The organism is Pseudomonas sp. ESBL9 (assembly GCF_036668715.1).
Classification (GTDB): domain Bacteria; phylum Pseudomonadota; class Gammaproteobacteria; order Pseudomonadales; family Pseudomonadaceae; genus Aquipseudomonas; species Aquipseudomonas lundensis.
This window is the reverse complement of sequence record NZ_JAZEVV010000004.1, coordinates 36,398-52,056: the sequence shown is the minus strand read 5'-3', so window position 1 is coordinate 52,056 and position 15,659 is coordinate 36,398. Positions and strand designations below refer to the sequence as shown.

At 59.7% G+C, this 15,659-nt stretch carries 14 protein-coding genes; 7 read left to right on the top strand and 7 right to left on the bottom strand.

Features of this window, described 5'->3' with window-relative positions:
• Positions 1-8 precede the first annotated feature (8 nt).
• Positions 9-1,736: an autotransporter assembly complex protein TamA gene (locus tag V6F78_RS12520; RefSeq protein WP_047294147.1), complete on the top strand. Its 1,728-nt coding sequence runs from the start codon at positions 9-11 to the stop codon at positions 1,734-1,736.
• Positions 1,733-5,407, top strand: a complete 3,675-nt coding sequence (locus tag V6F78_RS12515; RefSeq protein WP_332727394.1) for a translocation/assembly module TamB domain-containing protein — start codon at positions 1,733-1,735, stop codon at positions 5,405-5,407. The genes V6F78_RS12520 and V6F78_RS12515 overlap by 4 nt, the downstream gene beginning before the upstream one ends.
• Before the next feature lie 58 nt (positions 5,408-5,465).
• On the opposite strand, the gene V6F78_RS12510 is transcribed toward V6F78_RS12515, so the two are convergent.
• On the bottom strand, positions 5,466-6,461 hold the full coding sequence (locus V6F78_RS12510; RefSeq protein WP_047294143.1) for an aldo/keto reductase: 996 nt from the start codon (positions 6,459-6,461) through the stop codon (positions 5,466-5,468).
• 118 nt (positions 6,462-6,579) lie between these two features.
• Between V6F78_RS12510 and V6F78_RS12505 the strand changes: the two genes are divergently transcribed.
• Positions 6,580-7,485 (top strand): LysR family transcriptional regulator, encoded by a 906-nt coding sequence (locus tag V6F78_RS12505; RefSeq protein WP_047294141.1) that lies wholly within the window; start codon positions 6,580-6,582, stop codon positions 7,483-7,485.
• Positions 7,486-7,497: 12 nt separating this feature from the next.
• Here V6F78_RS12505 and V6F78_RS12500 read toward each other — a convergent pair whose 3' ends face one another.
• Complete coding sequence (locus V6F78_RS12500; protein WP_097191499.1) at positions 7,498-7,683, bottom strand: hypothetical protein; 186 nt, start codon at positions 7,681-7,683, stop codon at positions 7,498-7,500.
• Positions 7,684-7,832: 149 nt separating this feature from the next.
• Between V6F78_RS12500 and V6F78_RS12495 the strand changes: the two genes are divergently transcribed.
• Positions 7,833-8,021, top strand: a complete 189-nt coding sequence (locus V6F78_RS12495) for a hypothetical protein (RefSeq protein ID WP_047276524.1) — start codon at positions 7,833-7,835, stop codon at positions 8,019-8,021.
• Here the strand turns inward: V6F78_RS12495 and V6F78_RS12490 are convergent.
• Positions 8,018-8,401, bottom strand: a complete 384-nt coding sequence (locus V6F78_RS12490) for a fe2+ zn2+ uptake regulation protein (protein ID WP_332727391.1) — start codon at positions 8,399-8,401, stop codon at positions 8,018-8,020. The two genes, V6F78_RS12495 and V6F78_RS12490, sit on opposite strands and share 4 nt — an antisense overlap.
• Before the next feature lie 311 nt (positions 8,402-8,712).
• On the opposite strand from V6F78_RS12490, the gene pvdQ reads away from it, so the two are divergent.
• A complete protein-coding gene (pvdQ, locus tag V6F78_RS12485; RefSeq protein WP_332727390.1) occupies positions 8,713-11,007 on the top strand; it encodes a bifunctional acylase PvdQ in 2,295 nt (764 codons plus the stop codon).
• Here pvdQ and V6F78_RS12480 read toward each other — a convergent pair.
• Positions 11,004-12,005, bottom strand: a complete 1,002-nt coding sequence (locus V6F78_RS12480) for a FecR family protein (RefSeq protein WP_169839848.1) — start codon at positions 12,003-12,005, stop codon at positions 11,004-11,006. The genes pvdQ and V6F78_RS12480 overlap by 4 nt on opposite strands.
• A gap of 164 nt (positions 12,006-12,169) precedes the next feature.
• On the opposite strand from V6F78_RS12480, the gene V6F78_RS12475 reads away from it, so the two are divergent.
• Positions 12,170-12,451 carry a PepSY domain-containing protein gene (locus V6F78_RS12475; RefSeq protein ID WP_047294133.1) on the top strand — a complete coding sequence of 94 codons (282 nt, stop codon included), beginning with the start codon at positions 12,170-12,172 and terminating at the stop codon, positions 12,449-12,451.
• A 133-nt stretch (positions 12,452-12,584) separates the two neighbouring features.
• Here the strand turns inward: V6F78_RS12475 and V6F78_RS12470 are convergent, their stop codons facing one another.
• Entirely contained in the window at positions 12,585-12,842 is a 258-nt protein-coding gene (locus V6F78_RS12470; protein ID WP_047294131.1) for a DUF2790 domain-containing protein, read from the bottom strand.
• A gap of 300 nt (positions 12,843-13,142) precedes the next feature.
• Positions 13,143-13,397, bottom strand: coding sequence for a DUF2790 domain-containing protein (locus V6F78_RS12465; RefSeq protein ID WP_047276512.1), 255 nt, complete (start codon positions 13,395-13,397; stop codon positions 13,143-13,145).
• A 305-nt stretch (positions 13,398-13,702) separates the two neighbouring features.
• On the opposite strand from V6F78_RS12465, the gene zapE reads away from it, so the two are divergent.
• The gene (gene zapE / locus V6F78_RS12460; protein ID WP_332727387.1) at positions 13,703-14,824 is read left to right on the top strand and encodes a cell division protein ZapE; all 1,122 of its coding nucleotides are present in this window, start codon (positions 13,703-13,705) and stop codon (positions 14,822-14,824) included.
• Positions 14,825-14,850: 26 nt separating this feature from the next.
• On the opposite strand, the gene dkgB is transcribed toward zapE, so the two are convergent.
• Positions 14,851-15,654, bottom strand: coding sequence for a 2,5-didehydrogluconate reductase DkgB (gene dkgB / locus V6F78_RS12455; protein ID WP_095007888.1), 804 nt, complete (start codon positions 15,652-15,654; stop codon positions 14,851-14,853).
• Positions 15,655-15,659 lie beyond the last annotated feature (5 nt).

Below are 15,659 nucleotides of genomic sequence, written 5' to 3'. Positions count from 1 at the left end.
CCGCGCCTATGACGTTTCCAGGAAGATTTACCAGCGGTGTGGTCCTGCTGCTCAGCAGCTTTGCAGTCTGTGCGCAAAGCGAGCTGGTGGTCAGGGTCAAGCCCGCCAATAACGCCCTCAAGGCCAATGTGGAAGGCTATATAGGCAGCCTCGGCGACCGCGACGAGGCGGCTTTGCTGCGCTTCAAACGCGGTGCGCACGAGCAGGCCCTCAAAGCGTCGCAAGCCTTGGGGTACTACAACCCCATCATTGAAAGTGAAGTCCAGCCTGGCACGCCGCCGCGTCTGGTGTTGAACATCGATCCCGGCGAGCCGGTGCATCTGCGCAACGTCAACGTGCGTGTCGAAGGCCCGGCGGCTTCGCTCAAGGCGTTTCAAATTCCGCCCGCTGACGACCTCAAGCCGGGGGCCGTGCTTAACCAGGGCAATTACGAAAGCGCCAAGCAAATGATCCAGAACCGGGCGCTGCGCTACGGTTTCTTTGACGGTAAATTCACCCGCCACGAGCTGCTGGTCGACCCCAAGGGTGGCTACGCAGACATCAATCTTGTCTACGAAAGCGGGCCGCGTTACGTGCTGGGCAAGGTCAGCTTTACGGGTGACACGCCGTTCGATGATGTCCTGTTGCAGCGCATGGTGCCGTTCAAGCCGGACACGCCCTACGATTCGGAACTGGTCAACGAACTGAACCAGAACCTGCAATCGAGCGGCTATTTTGAAGTGGTGCGGGTCGATGCCGCGCCCAGTACGGCTGTCGGGCAGATCATCCCGGTGGACGTCGACCTGCATACGCGCAAACCCCGCACCATGACATTGGGCCTGGGCTACTCGACCGATACCGGGCCGCGAGGCAAGGCCAGCTGGATGCGTCACTGGGACAATGCCCGTGGGGACAGTTACGGTTTTGAGTCTGAAATTTCACAACCCAAGCAAAACGTTGGCGCCTGGTACGACATTCCGCTCGACCCGCCGCTGACCGACAAACTGCGTTTTGCGGCCGGGTATCAGTACGAAGAAATCGCCAACACCGACACCTTGAGCAAATTGCTGACCGTCGGCCCGGAGTGGCACAGCAAGCTGGATAACGGCTGGACACGGATTGTCTCGTTGCGCTGGCAGCACGAAGAGTACCGGTTGGGCGATGACTCGGGGCTCAGCACCCTGTTGATGCCGGGCGTCAGCTATGCCGTGTTGCGCAGCGACAACCGCATCGACCCGTCCCATGGTTACAGCGTGTCGCTGGATGCGCAGGTGGCCAAGGAAGGGCTGATGTCGGACACCAACCTGTTGCACGGCAACGCGCAATTCAAGGCGTTGACAACCCTGTGGGAAAAACACCGTTTCCTCGGCCGCATACAGTTCGGCGGCAGCGCCACCAACGGCTACAAATCAGTGCCACCGTCGCTGCGTTTCTTCGCCGGTGGTGATCAAAGCGTGCGCGGCTATGACTACCAGAGCCTGTCACCGAAAAACTCCGAGGGTGACCGGATCGGCGGCCGCTACATGGTCGCGGGTAGCGTCGAGTATCAATACCAGTTCGCGGATAAGTGGCGCTGGGCAACCTTTGTCGACAAAGGCAACGCCTTCAACAACCTTGATTTTCCAAGCCTGAAAACCGGGGTCGGGGTGGGGATCCGCTGGGTCTCGCCAGTCGGTCCGATCCGCCTCGACCTGGCCCACGCGCTGGATGATGACGGCGGCGTTCGTTTGCACTTTTCCATGGGGCCAGAACTGTGATTCGTGGGTTGAAAATAGCGGGTCTGGTGTTGCTGGCCTTGGTGGTCTTGATGGCATTGGCGCTGGGGATCGTGCTGGGTACGCAAGCGGGCAGTCGCTGGGTGTTGGGCCAGGTGCCGGGTTTGCAGATCGACAATTTTGCCGGGCGCCTGGGCGGCCAATGGAGCGCTGACCATCTGCTGTGGGAGCAGGGCACCAGCCGTGTGGAAGTGGATAAACCGATTTTTGCCTGGTCGCCGTCCTGCCTGACACGCATGACCCTGTGCATCGATCAGTTGCAGGCCGAGCGTGTCAGCCTGCAATTCCCGCCCAGTGAAGACAGCAGCAGCGGGCCGGTCAGCCTGCCTGAATTGACGTTGCCGGTGGCCATCGAAGTGGGTGTGATCAAAGTCGGCAATGTGCTGTTTAACGGTATCGAGCAGCTCAAGGGCATGCAGATGGCGGCTCAATGGACCTCCAAAGGGTTGCAGATCGATTCGGTGCACGTGGATCGCGAGGACGTGAACGTCGAGTTGTCCGGTCTGTTGCAGCCCAATGGTGACTGGCCGTTGACCCTGCAAGGCACTATCCGGCTGCCCTCGCCTGATCAAACACCCTGGGCGCTGGCGCTCAAGGTCGACGGCCATTTACGCACTTCCCTGAATCTGATCGCTGACAGTACCGGCTACCTCAACGCACAGCTAAAAGGCCAATTGCAGCCGCTGGCCGAGCACTTGCCAGCACAGGTCAGTATCACCGCTGACGCGTTCAAGGCCAGCCCCGAGCTGCCGGACACCCTGCAAGTCAATCAGCTTGTGCTGACGGCCAAGGGCGACCTCAAGGACGGCTATGTGCTGGACGGTAGCGCCAGCCTGCCCGCCGAAAAAGCCCCCGTCCGTGTGCTGCTCAAGGGGCGGGTAGACGCCACGGGCGCGCAGGTGTCGGCACTGAATTTGACCGTCAGCCCCGAGCAGCACCTGAACCTGTCCGGGCGAGTGGACTGGCAGGAAGGCGTGAAGGCCGACGCGAAGATCGACTGGCTGGCGTTTCCCTGGCACCGCTTGTACCCGGTTATCGACAAGCCGGAGGTAGACCTGCGCACTTTCAACGGCGAAGTGTCTTACACCGATGGCAACTACCTGGGCAACTTCAAGGCCAACCTGGATGGCCCGGCCGGGGCGTTTAGCCTGGCCAGCCCGTTCAGCGGTGATCTGAGCAACCTCTACCTGCCGCAACTGGAACTGGTGGCGGGGCAGGGCAAGGCCCAAGGCCACGTCAAGGTGCAGTTTGCCGACGGCGTGGCCTGGGATACCGCACTGGACCTCAGCGCAATCGACCCGGCGTATTGGGTGGCCGAGTTGCCGGGCAATCTCGGGGGGCCGCTGCGCAGCACAGGTTCATTCAAGGATGAACGTCTGGAGCTGAACGCTAACCTCGACCTCAAAGGCCGTTTGCGCGGCTTGCCCGCCGTGTTGCAGGCCAAGGCCCAAGGGGCGGGCGAGGACTGGAACCTCAGCGCGCTGGACATTCGCCTGGGGGACAATCGCATCAATGGCACGGCCCGTGTGCAGCAGCAACTCAAGGCGCAACTGGACCTCAACCTGCCGCGTCTGGGCCAGCTGTGGCCGGATCTGCGCGGTCAGCTCAAGGGCCGGGTCGATGTCGGCGGCACCCTCAAGGCGCCGCAAGGCAAGTTGGTACTCAATGGCCAGCAACTGGCTTTCGCCGACAACCACCTGCAAAACCTGCGCCTCGATGCCGCGCTCGATCGTAATCAGCACGGGCGGATTGACCTCAAGGGCAGCGGGATCACGAGTGGCGATACGCAGTTGGGTGTGCTGACCGTCAACGGCAGTGGGGATCTGAAGCGACAGCAACTGAAACTTGCGCTGCAAGGGCCGATGCTGCAACTCGCCCTGGCACTCGATGGCGGCCTGGACAAAGACCAGTGGCGCGGGCGTTTGCTCAGCGGGGACGTCAAGGCTGGTGGTCAGGACTGGGCCTTGCAAAAACCGGCGCGTCTGGAGCGCCTGGCCGATGGCCGGATCAACCTGGGGGCTCAGTGCTGGATGTCGGGGCCTGCCAGTCTGTGCAGCGAAGAACAACGCCTGATGCCGGACCCCAAACTGCGTTTCCATCTCAAGCAGTTCCCGCTCGACAGCCTGGCCAAGTGGCTGCCCGACGACTTCCGGTGGCAAGGTCAGCTCAATGCCGACTTATCCCTCGACTTGCCAGCCAGCGGGCCTAAAGGGCAAGTGGTGGTGGACGCCAGCGGCGGCACGTTGCGCATCAAGGACAAAGGCCAGTGGCTGGACTTCCCGTACCAGACGTTGCGCTTGACCAGTCAACTGACGCCGAGCCGGGTCGACACCCGCTTTGATTTCAACGGCGGCAAACTCGGGCAACTGATGCTCAATGCGCGCATCAATCCTCTGCCCAAGAGCAAGCCGGTGACTGGCGATTTCCGCTTGAGCGGGCTGGATGTGTCGGTGATTCGTCCGTTTGTGCCCATGGTCGAAACACTCGCCGGCCAATTGAATGGCACGGGCACGTTCACGGGCGGGTTACTGGCGCCGCGCATCAACGGCACAGTGGCACTGACCGGCGGGCAGATTTCCGGGCCGCAACTGCCGACCACTATCGAGAACCTGCAACTGACCGCCAACATTGTGGGCGAAACGGCTTTGCTCAACGGCGGCTGGACCAGCGGCCAGTTGGGGCTGGGCAGTATCAGCGGGAATGTGGCGTGGGGCAACACCATGGCCGTCAACGTGCTAGTCAAGGGCAGTCACCTGCCCGTGACGGTTGAGCCCTACGCCAAACTGGATGTGGCCCCGGACCTGAGAATTTCGCTCAACCCCGATAACACCTTGCTGATCGCGGGCAAAGTGAACGTGCCCAAGGGCGAAATCACCGTGCGCGAACTGCCGCCGTCGACGGTCAAGGTGTCTGATGACACGGTGATCGTTGGCCAGCAAACCTCCGATGCAGACGCCCCGATGGTGGTCGACATGGACATCGACGTCATCGTCGGGCAAGAGCTGCTGGCGTTCTCGGGGTTCGGTTTGAACGCCGATCTGGTGGGCCAGGTGCACATCGGCAACAACCTGGACACCCGCGGCGAGTTGCGCCTCAACAACGGCCGCTACCGTGCCTATGGCCAGCGCCTGACCATACGCCGGGCGCGCTTGCTGTTCGCCGGGCCGATTGCGCAGCCGTATCTCGACATCGAGGCGATTCGCCAGACGGATGACGTGATTGCGGGCATTCGCCTGACCGGCAGCGCAGAACAGCCGACCACGCAGATCTTCTCTGAACCCGCCATGAGCCAGGAGCAGGCGCTTTCCTACCTGATTCTGGGGCGTCCGCTGTCGGGCACCGGCGAAGACAACAACATGCTGGCGGAGGCTGCGCTGGGCCTTGGCTTGATGGGCAGCTCGGGGATTACTTCGGGGCTGGCCAATCACTTGGGCATCAAGGACTTCGAACTCGACACCGAAGGCAGCGGTGACAGCACGTCGGTGGTTGCCAGCGGCAAGATCAATGAGCGTTTGAGTGTGCGGTATGGCGTCGGTGTGTTTGAGCCGGCGAGCACCATTGCCTTGCGGTACAAGTTGAGCAAACGGGTGTACGTGGAAGTGGCCAGCGGCTTTGCCAGCTCGCTGGACATCTTCTACAAGCGCGACTTTTAGCGCCCTGTCAGCCTTCGCCGCCTCACGCTGCCCGGCAGCGTGAGGCGGTGATCTGCAATCACCGATTAAGCTGCTTCATGTTTTCTTCGGCATAGCGCAAACCGGCCACGGCGTCTGGAGGGAAGATGGTTTGCAGGGCGTCCAACTCGTTGGCGCTCAAACTGATGTCTAGCGCCGCGATGTTTTCTTCCAGGTAATGACGTTGCTTGGTCCCCGGAATCGGGATCAGGTGATCCCCTTGCGCCACTACCCAGGCCAGTGCCAGTTGCCCGGCCGTGACGCCTTTGTCGGCCGCGAGTTGCTTAACCTGATCCACCAGTTGCAGGTTTTTCGCAAAGTTATCGGCCTGAAACCGCGGATTGGAGCGGCGATAGTCGTCCGCCGCGAAGTCCTCGGGGCTTTTCAGTGCGCCGGTCAGAAAACCGCGCCCCAAGGGGCTGTAGGGCACAAAGGCAATGCCCAGACGCTGGCAAGCCGCAAGGCAGCCGTTGTCTTCCTGATCGCGACTCCACAGCGAGTATTCACTTTGCAGGGCGCTGATGGGGTGCACGTGATGCGCACGTTCGAGCGTGGCCACCGACGCTTCGCTGAGGCCCAGGTAGCGGACTTTGCCCGCCTTGACCAGTTCGGCCATGGCGCCGACGGTCTCTTCAATCGGCACCTCGGGGTCCATGCGGTGTTGGTAATACAGGTCGAGGGTGTCGACGCCCAAGCGTTTCAGGCTGCCGTCGATGGACTGACGAACGTACTCCGGGCGGCCGTTCACTGCCCGCCCCTTGGGGTTGGCCGGGTCGCGCACGATGCCGAACTTGCTGGCCAGAAACACTTGGTCACGTTTGCCACGAAGGGCTTGGCCGATCAGGGTTTCGTTGGTGTGTGGGCCGTACATGTCGGCGGTGTCGAGAAAATTGACCCCCAACTCCAGCGCGCGGTGCAAGGTGGCCACGGCTTCGCGGGTATCGCTGCCGGTGGTGTAAAAGTCAGTCATGCCCATGCAGCCAAGGCCAATGGCGCTGACTTGCGGGCCGTTTTTTCCGAGTGGGCGGGTGTGCATGTGAAGTCCTCCTGAGTGGGTGGCCTATTCTTAACCTCGACACATGCAAGATAAACTGGGTAAAAACGCTATCACTGTTCGGATAATCCGAATAATCCAGGCCGGGACGGGAGCGGATATGGACCGATTCAATGCGATGCGGGTGTTTACCCGCATCGTCGAGCTGGGTGGTTTTGCCAAGGCGGCTGACAGCCTGCACATGCCCCGTGCGTCAGTGACGGTGCTGATCAAACAACTTGAAGCCCACCTGGGCGTGCAATTGCTGCACCGCACCACCCGTCAGGTCAGCCCGACCCTCGATGGCGCGGCCTATTACCAGCGTTGCGTCAGCCTGCTGGCTGACCTGGAAGAAGCGGAAGGGCTGTTCTGCACCAGTCAACCCAAAGGCACGTTGCGGGTCGAGATGCCCGCGGCGGTCGGGCGGTTGGTGGTGTTCCCGGCATTGCCGGAATTCACCGGGCGCTACCCGCAAATCGACCTGGAAATCGGCCTGAATGACCGCCCGGTGGATTTGATTCGCGAAGGGGTGGACTGCGTGATTCGCGGGGGGCTGACCCTGGACGACTCGCTGGTGGCCCGGCCACTGGTGCAGATGGACCAGGTGACTTGCGCAAGCCCTGCCTATCTGCTGACCCATGGGGTGCCGCTGACCCTCGCGCAGTTGAGTGGGCATCAGATGGTGGAGTATTTCTCCAGTGCGTCAGGCAAGCGCTACGGGCTCGAATTTCAGCATGGCGAGGACGTGCAGTTGATCAATTTGCCCAAGCAGGTATCGGTCAACAGTGCAGAAGGGTATTTGGCGGCGTGTGTGGCGGGCTATGGGTTGGTGCAAGCGCCGCACTACCACGTGACACAGCTGGTGCGCGAAGGGCGCTTGCAGGCCGTCTTGACGGATTGCCCACCGCCGAGGATGGCGCTGACGGCGTTGTACCCGCCGCATCGGCAACTGTCGCCACGGGTGCGGGTGTTTGTCGACTGGTTGGTGGACCTGTGCGCCAGGCCCACCAGTGGTTTCAGGCGTTAACCGGAATGCGGTTCAGCGGCGGTAATAACCCGGCCGGCCATCGTCGTAACGGTGGTCATAGCGCTGCTGGTCATAGCGCTGATCGTATCGCGAGTCGTGCCGATGATCGTGACGCCTTCCATGGTCTGGATAAAAGACGCACCCGCTCAGGGTCAACATGAGCAAGAGTGCAAGCGGGCGTGCAGTACGACGGAACATGGATCAATCCTCAAGGTGAAAGCCGGCTCAAGCGAAAACGCTTCTCCGGCTGTAAGATGAGACCAGGATTGTTTCAATTCATCTCCATGAGCCGGACATATTTGTTAAATTCCGGCCTGTGTTTTCCGCCTTACTTTCAGGAACAGGTAATGACTCCTTCGCAGCGCTTGAAATACTCGATTCTGATCTCTCTGGTTGTGCTGGGGATCATGTTTGGTCTTTCGTATATGCAAAACGCCGGCATGATCACCGAGAAGATGTTCCAGTACATCGCCATCGGCGTGGCCGTGGTGGTCGTGGTCATCAATGGCGTCATGCGCCGCAAGACCAAGCTTTAAGCCTCGATCTGACCCGTCAGCACCGCTTCAGCCTGTGGATGCAGGCTGTAGCTCTTGTCACTGTTAAGCACCACCACCCCCTCGCTGCACAGGCGCTTGAGCACCTCGCGCACACTCAGAAAAGACAGCGGAATATCCAGCGCTTGCAAGTGGCTGTGCATACCGCGCACCCCCAGCCGACGATCATTGCCGGCGGCCGTCAACAGCGCGTCGATCACCTTGAGCCGCACCAGGCTGGTGCGCAGCCCGAAAAATTTCAGTAAGTGTCGAATACGTTCATTGCCGTGCAGTTGCACCTGGGCCTCCAGCAACCCGTTGTCGGGTTGAAAAGCTGACTTGCGTTGTTGATGACCGTCCGTTCGCAGTTGCGAGTTGTGCATGCAAAAAACTCCTTTTCAGAGCCTGATCAGGAAAACAAAAAAGTGCTCTTTAGTAACTAGACGAATGAGCAGCCAAAATCATGAACAGTGGGTTGTAGAAATTTTGTCGTCACGCCAGTGCAGGCGCGTCAAAGCCCCCGTGCAGACGAGGTTGCAGCGGCGGATTAATTTTTTTTCACCGGCTTCGTCTTTAGGTCTGTCCCCGTTTCATTGCAGTCGCGACGAAACCCCACGTGGGGCAGGCATCGGCCGGGCAGTCGCGTGTGATCGCGCGCGCCGCCGGGCATTTCTAAGACAAAGCAGGAGTCCGCGTGATTATTTCCAGGCCATTAAGCAAAGCGTGTCTTGCAGGACTGTGTCTGGGGCTAAGTGTTTCAGCCCAGGCTCAGACACCCTCAACGCACGTGAGTGCCGAAATCCGGCGCACCACGTTCGGCGTGCCGCACATCAAGGCCGCCGATGAGCGCGGCCTGGGTTACGGCATCGGGTATGCCTACGCGCAAGACAACCTGTGTTTGCTGGCCAATGAAGTCACCACGGTAAATGGCGAGCGCTCGAAATTCTTTGGCCCTGAGGGGCAGACCCTGGAGCAGCGTGACAACTTGTCCAGCGATGTGTTTTTCAAATGGTTGAACACGCCGCACGCCGTGGACGCGTTCTGGCAGGCGCAAACCCCGCAGGTCCAGGCGCTGATTGAAGGCTACGTCGCCGGTTACAACCGCCAGCTCAGCGAGCGCAACCATTTGCCGGCAGCGTGCGACAACCCCTCGGTGCGCCCGCTCACGCCACAGGATCTGGTCAAGCTGACCCGCCGTCTGTTGGTGGAAGGCGGGGTGGGGCAGTTTGCCGAAGCACTGGTGGGGGCTACGCCACCTCAGGCCAGCGCCCGGCTGGCCAGTCGCCCGCAGCCCTTCGCGTTGGCTGCCGAGCGCATGCAGCGGTTTGCCCTGGACCGGGGCAGCAATGCCGTGGCCATCGGCCGCGAACGCTCAAATACCGGCCGCGTGATGTTGCTGGCCAACCCGCATTTTCCATGGGTCGGCGGCATGCGCTTTTATGAAATGCACCTGACCATCCCCGGCAAACTCGATGTAATGGGCGCTGCCTTGCCCGGCCTGCCATTGATCAATATCGGCTTCAACCAACACATGGCCTGGACCCATACGGTCGACACCTCTAAACACTTCACCTTGTACCGGCTGGCCCTCGATCCGCAGGACCCCAAGCGTTACCTGCTGGATGGCCAGTCGTTGCCGCTGCATGAGCAAACCGTCAGCGTTGAGGTCAAGCAGGCCGATGGCAGCGTCAAGCCACAATCACGGGTTATTTACAGTTCGGCATTCGGGCCGGTCGTGCAGTGGCCGGGCAAGCTGGACTGGGACGATCACGTGGCGTTCAGCCTGCGGGACGCCAATCTTGATAACGATCGCGTGTTGCAGCAGTGGTACGCGATCAATCAGGCGCACAGCCTCGACGCCCTGCAAGCGTCGGTCAATCGCCTTCAAGGCATCCCGTGGGTCAACACGCTGGCGGTGGATGACCAGGGCCAGACGCTCTACATGAACTTGTCGGTGGTGCCGTATGTCGATCAGGCCAAACTGGCGGCGTGCAGCGATCCTGCGGCAGGGCTGGAGATGATCCTGCTCGATGGCAGTCGCAGCACGTGTGCATGGACCGTCGACCCCCATGCGGCCCAGGCCGGGATTTACCCGGCCCGCCAATTGCCGCAATTGCGGCGCACGGATTACGTGCAGCATTCCAACGACTCAGCCTGGATGGCTAACCCGCAGGCGCCTCTGCGCGGCTATTCGCCGTTGATCAGTCAGGACGGTCAGCCCTTGGGGCCACGTGCGCGCTTTGCCTTGCAGCGCCTGAGTCAGCCCGGAACGCTCGGAGTCTTGGACCTGCAAGGGATGGTGATGGACAACCGGGTGTACCTGGCCGGGCAGGTGATGCCCGATCTGCTTCACGTCTGCCAAGCAGAACAGCAGGCGCCGCTGGTTGCCGTGTGCGCGAGCCTCAAGGCGTGGGATCAGCAAGCGAATCTGGACAGCGGTATCGGACTGGTGCATTTCCAGAACCTCATGGCGCAGTTGTTCGAGGTGCCTGACGTGTGGCGGGTGCCGTTCAGTCCGGCGGACCCGCAGCACACGCCGCGCGGGTTGAATATCGAGCAGCCGGCGGTGCGCCAGGCGGTGCACGAGGCGCTCGCGGCCTCGGCCGCGCAGGTGGCGCAAGCAGGGTTGAGCACGGACGTGACGTGGGGCGAGATTCAAGGTGTCAGCGTGGGTGGCCAGCGCACGCCAATTCACGGTGGCCCGGCGGTACTCGGCGTTTACAACGCCATGCAGAGCGTGCCGGGCGAGGGTGGTAAGCAAGCGGTCGTCAGCGGCACCAGTTATGTGCAAACCGTCACGTTTGACGAACACGGCCCACAGGCCCAAGGCATGCTGGCGTTTTCGCTCTCAAGCGACCCGGCGTCCCGGCACGCGTCGGATCAGACCCGGGCGTTCTCGAAAAAACAGTGGCAAACCTTGCCGTTTACCGAGGCGCAGATCAACGCCGATCCGAACTACCAGCGGGTTGAGATCCGGCAGCGCCGTTAACCCCGAGGCAGGGCGTTGAGCACCGGTTTACCATCCTGACTCAGGGTCAGGTAGACCGGTAACACTTTGGGAAGGGAAGTCACGAGGCTGTTGATTTCTGTGGTGTTGAACACGCCACCCACGCGCAGGGCGCCGGTGGCACTGTCTGCCAGTTCCAGCGGCGTACTCAGGTAGCGGTTGATCAGGGGCAGCGCTTCGGCCAGGGTCAGGTTGTCCAGCACCAACTTGCCGTTGCGCCACGCCAGATCCGGCGAGTTGGCGTAGGTCTGGCTGATTTGCGGGGCATAGTCGCCCGCCTTGTAGCGTGCCTGCATGCCAGGCTCCAGGCGCAGCCCGTCACCGCTCAGCTTTTTATTGCTGGTCACCAGCACCGAGCCTTCCAGCAATGTCACTTTGACCTGATCTTGATACATCCAGACGTTGAACTGGGTACCGGTGACGCGCACACGGCCTTCCGCCGCCTGCACCACAAACGGGTGCGTGACATCGTGACTCACCTTAAAGAAAGCTTCACCTTTGCTCAGGGTGACCCGGCGCTGGTCTTTGTAGTTGGCGTAGGTGAGTTCAGTGCCTAGGTTGAGCTCGACTTCGCTGCCGTCCGGCAGGATCACGGTCTGCAGGTGGGCGTGCGCCTGTACCCGCTCGTAGGCATTGGGCACCCAACCCAACTCCCAACCGCTGTAAGCCGCGACCGGAACTGCCAGCAAGGTGATGGCCGCAGCGATGGCCAGCTTTCGCCAGGCTGGCTGGCGGGAGCGTTGAGGCCGTGCAATCACTTGCGGGGTAACAGGCTCGGGCTTGGGCAGGTGTTCGCTGATTTCCCAGATGTCTTGCATCGCTTGATATTCAAACGCGTGCAGGGGGTCGGCGTTCAGCCACACCGTAAACGCCTCACGCTCCTGATCCGTACAATCGGGCTCATGCAGGCGCATGCACCACTGAGCAGCAGCCTCGGTGATGGCATCGTATTGGGCTTCGGTGAGGCGTGTTTCGCTCATTGGCTCTTCCTGGTTTTGGGCATTCTACCCCTGTGCCAGAGCGAACGAGAACCTGAGTCATGTCAAAAGCATGTCATTTGAGTCTCATGGCTGGTTTTTTCTCTGCTACGTTTACTGCGGCAAGCTAGGTAACAGACGCAACATCAATTAATGGAGTTAAGACAATGTTGAAAAAAACCCTTACTGCTGCAATCACTGCTGCTGTTCTGTTGAGCGCTGGCGCTGCGATGGCGGCAACGCCGGATGCGAACTGGGCGTTCTCTAAAGAAGCCGTTGAAGTCCTCAAGAACAAAAATGGCTACACCATCATTAAGAAAATCGAACTGGAAAACCCGGCGACGGGTATCTGGAAAGCGGAAGGCGTGAAAAAAATCGACGGTGTGGAAGTCGAGGTTGAAACGACGTTTGATCACACCGGCAAAGTGCTTTCCGAGAAAAAAGACTGATCCTCGGCGTCTGAATCGCCTTGAACGTCCGGCCCTGTACTTAAGGGCCGGACCCTGCCGAGCGTGCTTTTTACGCACAAAAAGCCTCCGTTGAACGCAGGCTTGTTTTGCAAAGGGTTGTGGTGTGCCGGGCTTAGCCGTTCGAACAGCCGTTACCCATGATGCGGTACTCAAGGATGTGACGCTGACCCTGATGGTCTTCGTAGATCATTTGCGCCGGGACCACTTCGCACACATCGGCAGTGGGGGTCACGCTGATCACTTTGGCAACGTCGAGATCGGTGGCGTAGGTGTAGTGTTCAACCACCGGTTGGGCCTGTGCAACGTGAACTTCATCTGCAGCGGCCAGTGTCGAAATACCCATCAAAGCAAGTACGATCAAACGTTTCATTTCTTCAAGACCTTAAAACAATCACGTGTCACTGACTTCAATTGCCGTGCCGGCGGGAGAAGTTGTTACGTCATTAGCACTCAATGACGTAACACGAAGTACCGTGCCCTGTTTCAATGTTTCGGCTAGGGATGTACATAGAGTACCGAATCAAAACAGTGATTAAAGTCAAAAGATCGCCAAGAAGTATTGTCGGATCGGTAACAATACGGTGTTTTTAACCCGCAATAAAAAAGCCCCCTGCAAAGAGGGGGCCTGGGGTCGCATCCGTGCGGGCAACCGGAGGTACAGCGCACGGTTTTAGTGGGTGCTGCAGCCGTCGCCCATCACTTGGTACTCAACGGTATGACGTTGACCCTGATGGTCTTCGTAGGTCATCTGTGCCGGTACCACTTCACACACTTTCGGGATGGTCGACAAATGAATGACTTTGGCAATGTCCAGCTTCGACCCGTAGGAATAGTGTTCGACCGCCGGTTGCGAAGGGTGGGTTGTTTCACTGGCCATGGCAACTGTTGCCATGCCAGCCATCAATAAAGCAATTAACTGTTTCATTAAAGTGGCCTCTAAAGTAATCAAGGGGTAACACTGACTGACTTCATTTGCCAGGCGGGCGGAAAGAAGTTACGGCGCCCGTTGATTATTCAATAAGCCCGTACGAAGTACCGGTAAGACAGTTCATAAGTTGTGTATTACATGTCGCTAAGTTTACGCCGTTTAATCTTCTGAAAAAGCCCTGATGGCAAAAGGCTGTGTTACCGCATGGGTAACAATGTGGTGACGTTGATCACCTTTTCAAGGGCGCGTCATCAAGGCCTTGCTGGCATACTGCCGCGTCAGATTCTGGAGCCAGCCATCGTATGAATGTGGATTCCCCCCTCAGTGCCTGGGAGCAGGCCGTCGCACAACACGGCTTTGTTCACGACCCCGCACAATGGCGCGCGGTGCAAGCCTTGCAGCGTTGTCATGAGCAACTGAACCAGGGCGTGAAATCAGTCAAAGGGGTGTATTTGTGGGGCCCGGTTGGGCGTGGCAAAACCTGGTTGATGGATCAGTTCTACCAGAGCCTGCACGTGCCAGCCCGACGCCAGCATTTTCATCACTTCATGCAGTGGGTGCATCAGCGTCTGTTTCAGTTGATCGGGACCGCTGATCCGCTCAAGGCCTTGGCGCAAGGGCTGGCTCACGAAGTGCGGGTGCTGTGTTTTGATGAACTGTTCGTCAATGACATCGGCGACGCGATCATCCTCGGCCGTCTGTTTCAGGTGATGTTCGATGAAGGCGTGGTGTTGGTGTGCACCTCCAACCAGCCGCCCGAGCAGTTGTATGGCCACGGTTTCAACCGTGATCGCTTTGCGCCTGCAATTACTGCGATTCTCAAGCACATGGACGTGATTTCGGTCGACGGTGCGCAGGATCATCGCCTGCATCCGGGCATCGCCGAACAGCGTTATTGGGTGACACCCGCGGGGCCATCCAGCGTCATGGGGCCTTTATTCGAGCGCCTCACACAGGGGCAGACCCGCAGCCATCAGCCGAGGGTGGTCGGGCACCGTTCGCTCAACATCCGGGGCGCCAGTGACAGCGTGCTGTGGTGCAGCTTTCATGAACTGTGCGAGCAGCCGCTGGCCGCCACGGATTTCATGTACCTGTGCGATCGTTTCAAGGTCCTGTTGCTCAGCGATGTCCCCTGCCTGAGTGCCGAGCAACGTGAAGGCAAGATTGCACGCGGCACTGAGGATGGGGCGGTGAAAGTTGAGGCAGGGGATCGGGAGCTGCCGCAGCTGTCCAGATTTGACGACAGCGTGCGGCGTTTCATTGCGCTGATCGATGAATGCTATGACCGCAAAGTGCCGGTCTGGATCGAGGCGCAGGTGCCTATGGATCAGTTGTACACCCAGGGCTACCTGGCGTTTGCGTTCCGCCGCACCTTAAGCCGATTGCAGGAAATGCAGTTACAACGCTTCGGCCAGCCTCTGTAGTTGCCGCCCTAAGGCCCCCGACGACATCAGTCCCAGGCCGGGGCCACGCTTTTTGGGTTGGTCAGGCGGTGGCCGCGGTCCAGCGCTGCAATCTGCTGCATATCGTCTTCAGTCAGTTTCAATGCACACGCCTTGAGGTTGCTCTCAAGGTTGGTGCGTTGGGTGGAAGACGGGATCACCGAATAGCCCAGTTGCATGGCCCACGCCAGCGTGACCTGCGCCGGGGTGGCGTTGTGCTGCTGAGCGATACGTTGGATCACCGGGTCTTTCAGCACTTCGCCATACGCCAGGGTCATGTAGGACGTGATGTGAATGCCCTGGCTCTTGGCGAATTCGGCCACTTTGCGGTTCTGCAAGTACGGGTGCAGTTCGATCTGGTTGGTCGCAATGTGCTCGGCACCGACGGCGTCAATCGCCTCTTTCATCAGCGCGATGGTGAAGTTGGACACGCCGATTTCTTTGGTCAGCCCCTGTTTTTTGGCTTCCAGCAGTGCGCCCATGAACTCGGCAACCGGAACGGCGCCCTGAGGGGACGGCCAGTGAATCAGGGCCAGGTCCAAATGGTCGATGCGCAGTTTCTTCAGGCTTTCTTTCAGGCTCGGGATCAGTCTGTCCTGGCTGAAGTTGTCGACCCAAATCTTGCTGGTGATGTACAGCGAATCACGCGCCACACCACTGTCGGCGATGGCTTGGCCCACATCCGCTTCGTTTTCGTAAATCTGCGCGGTGTCCACTGCGCGGTAACCCAATTCAAGGGCGTTTTTGACCGAGTCGATGACCACTTGGCCTTTAAGTCGAAAAGTACCGAGGCCGAAGGCTGGAACTGTCATGGATA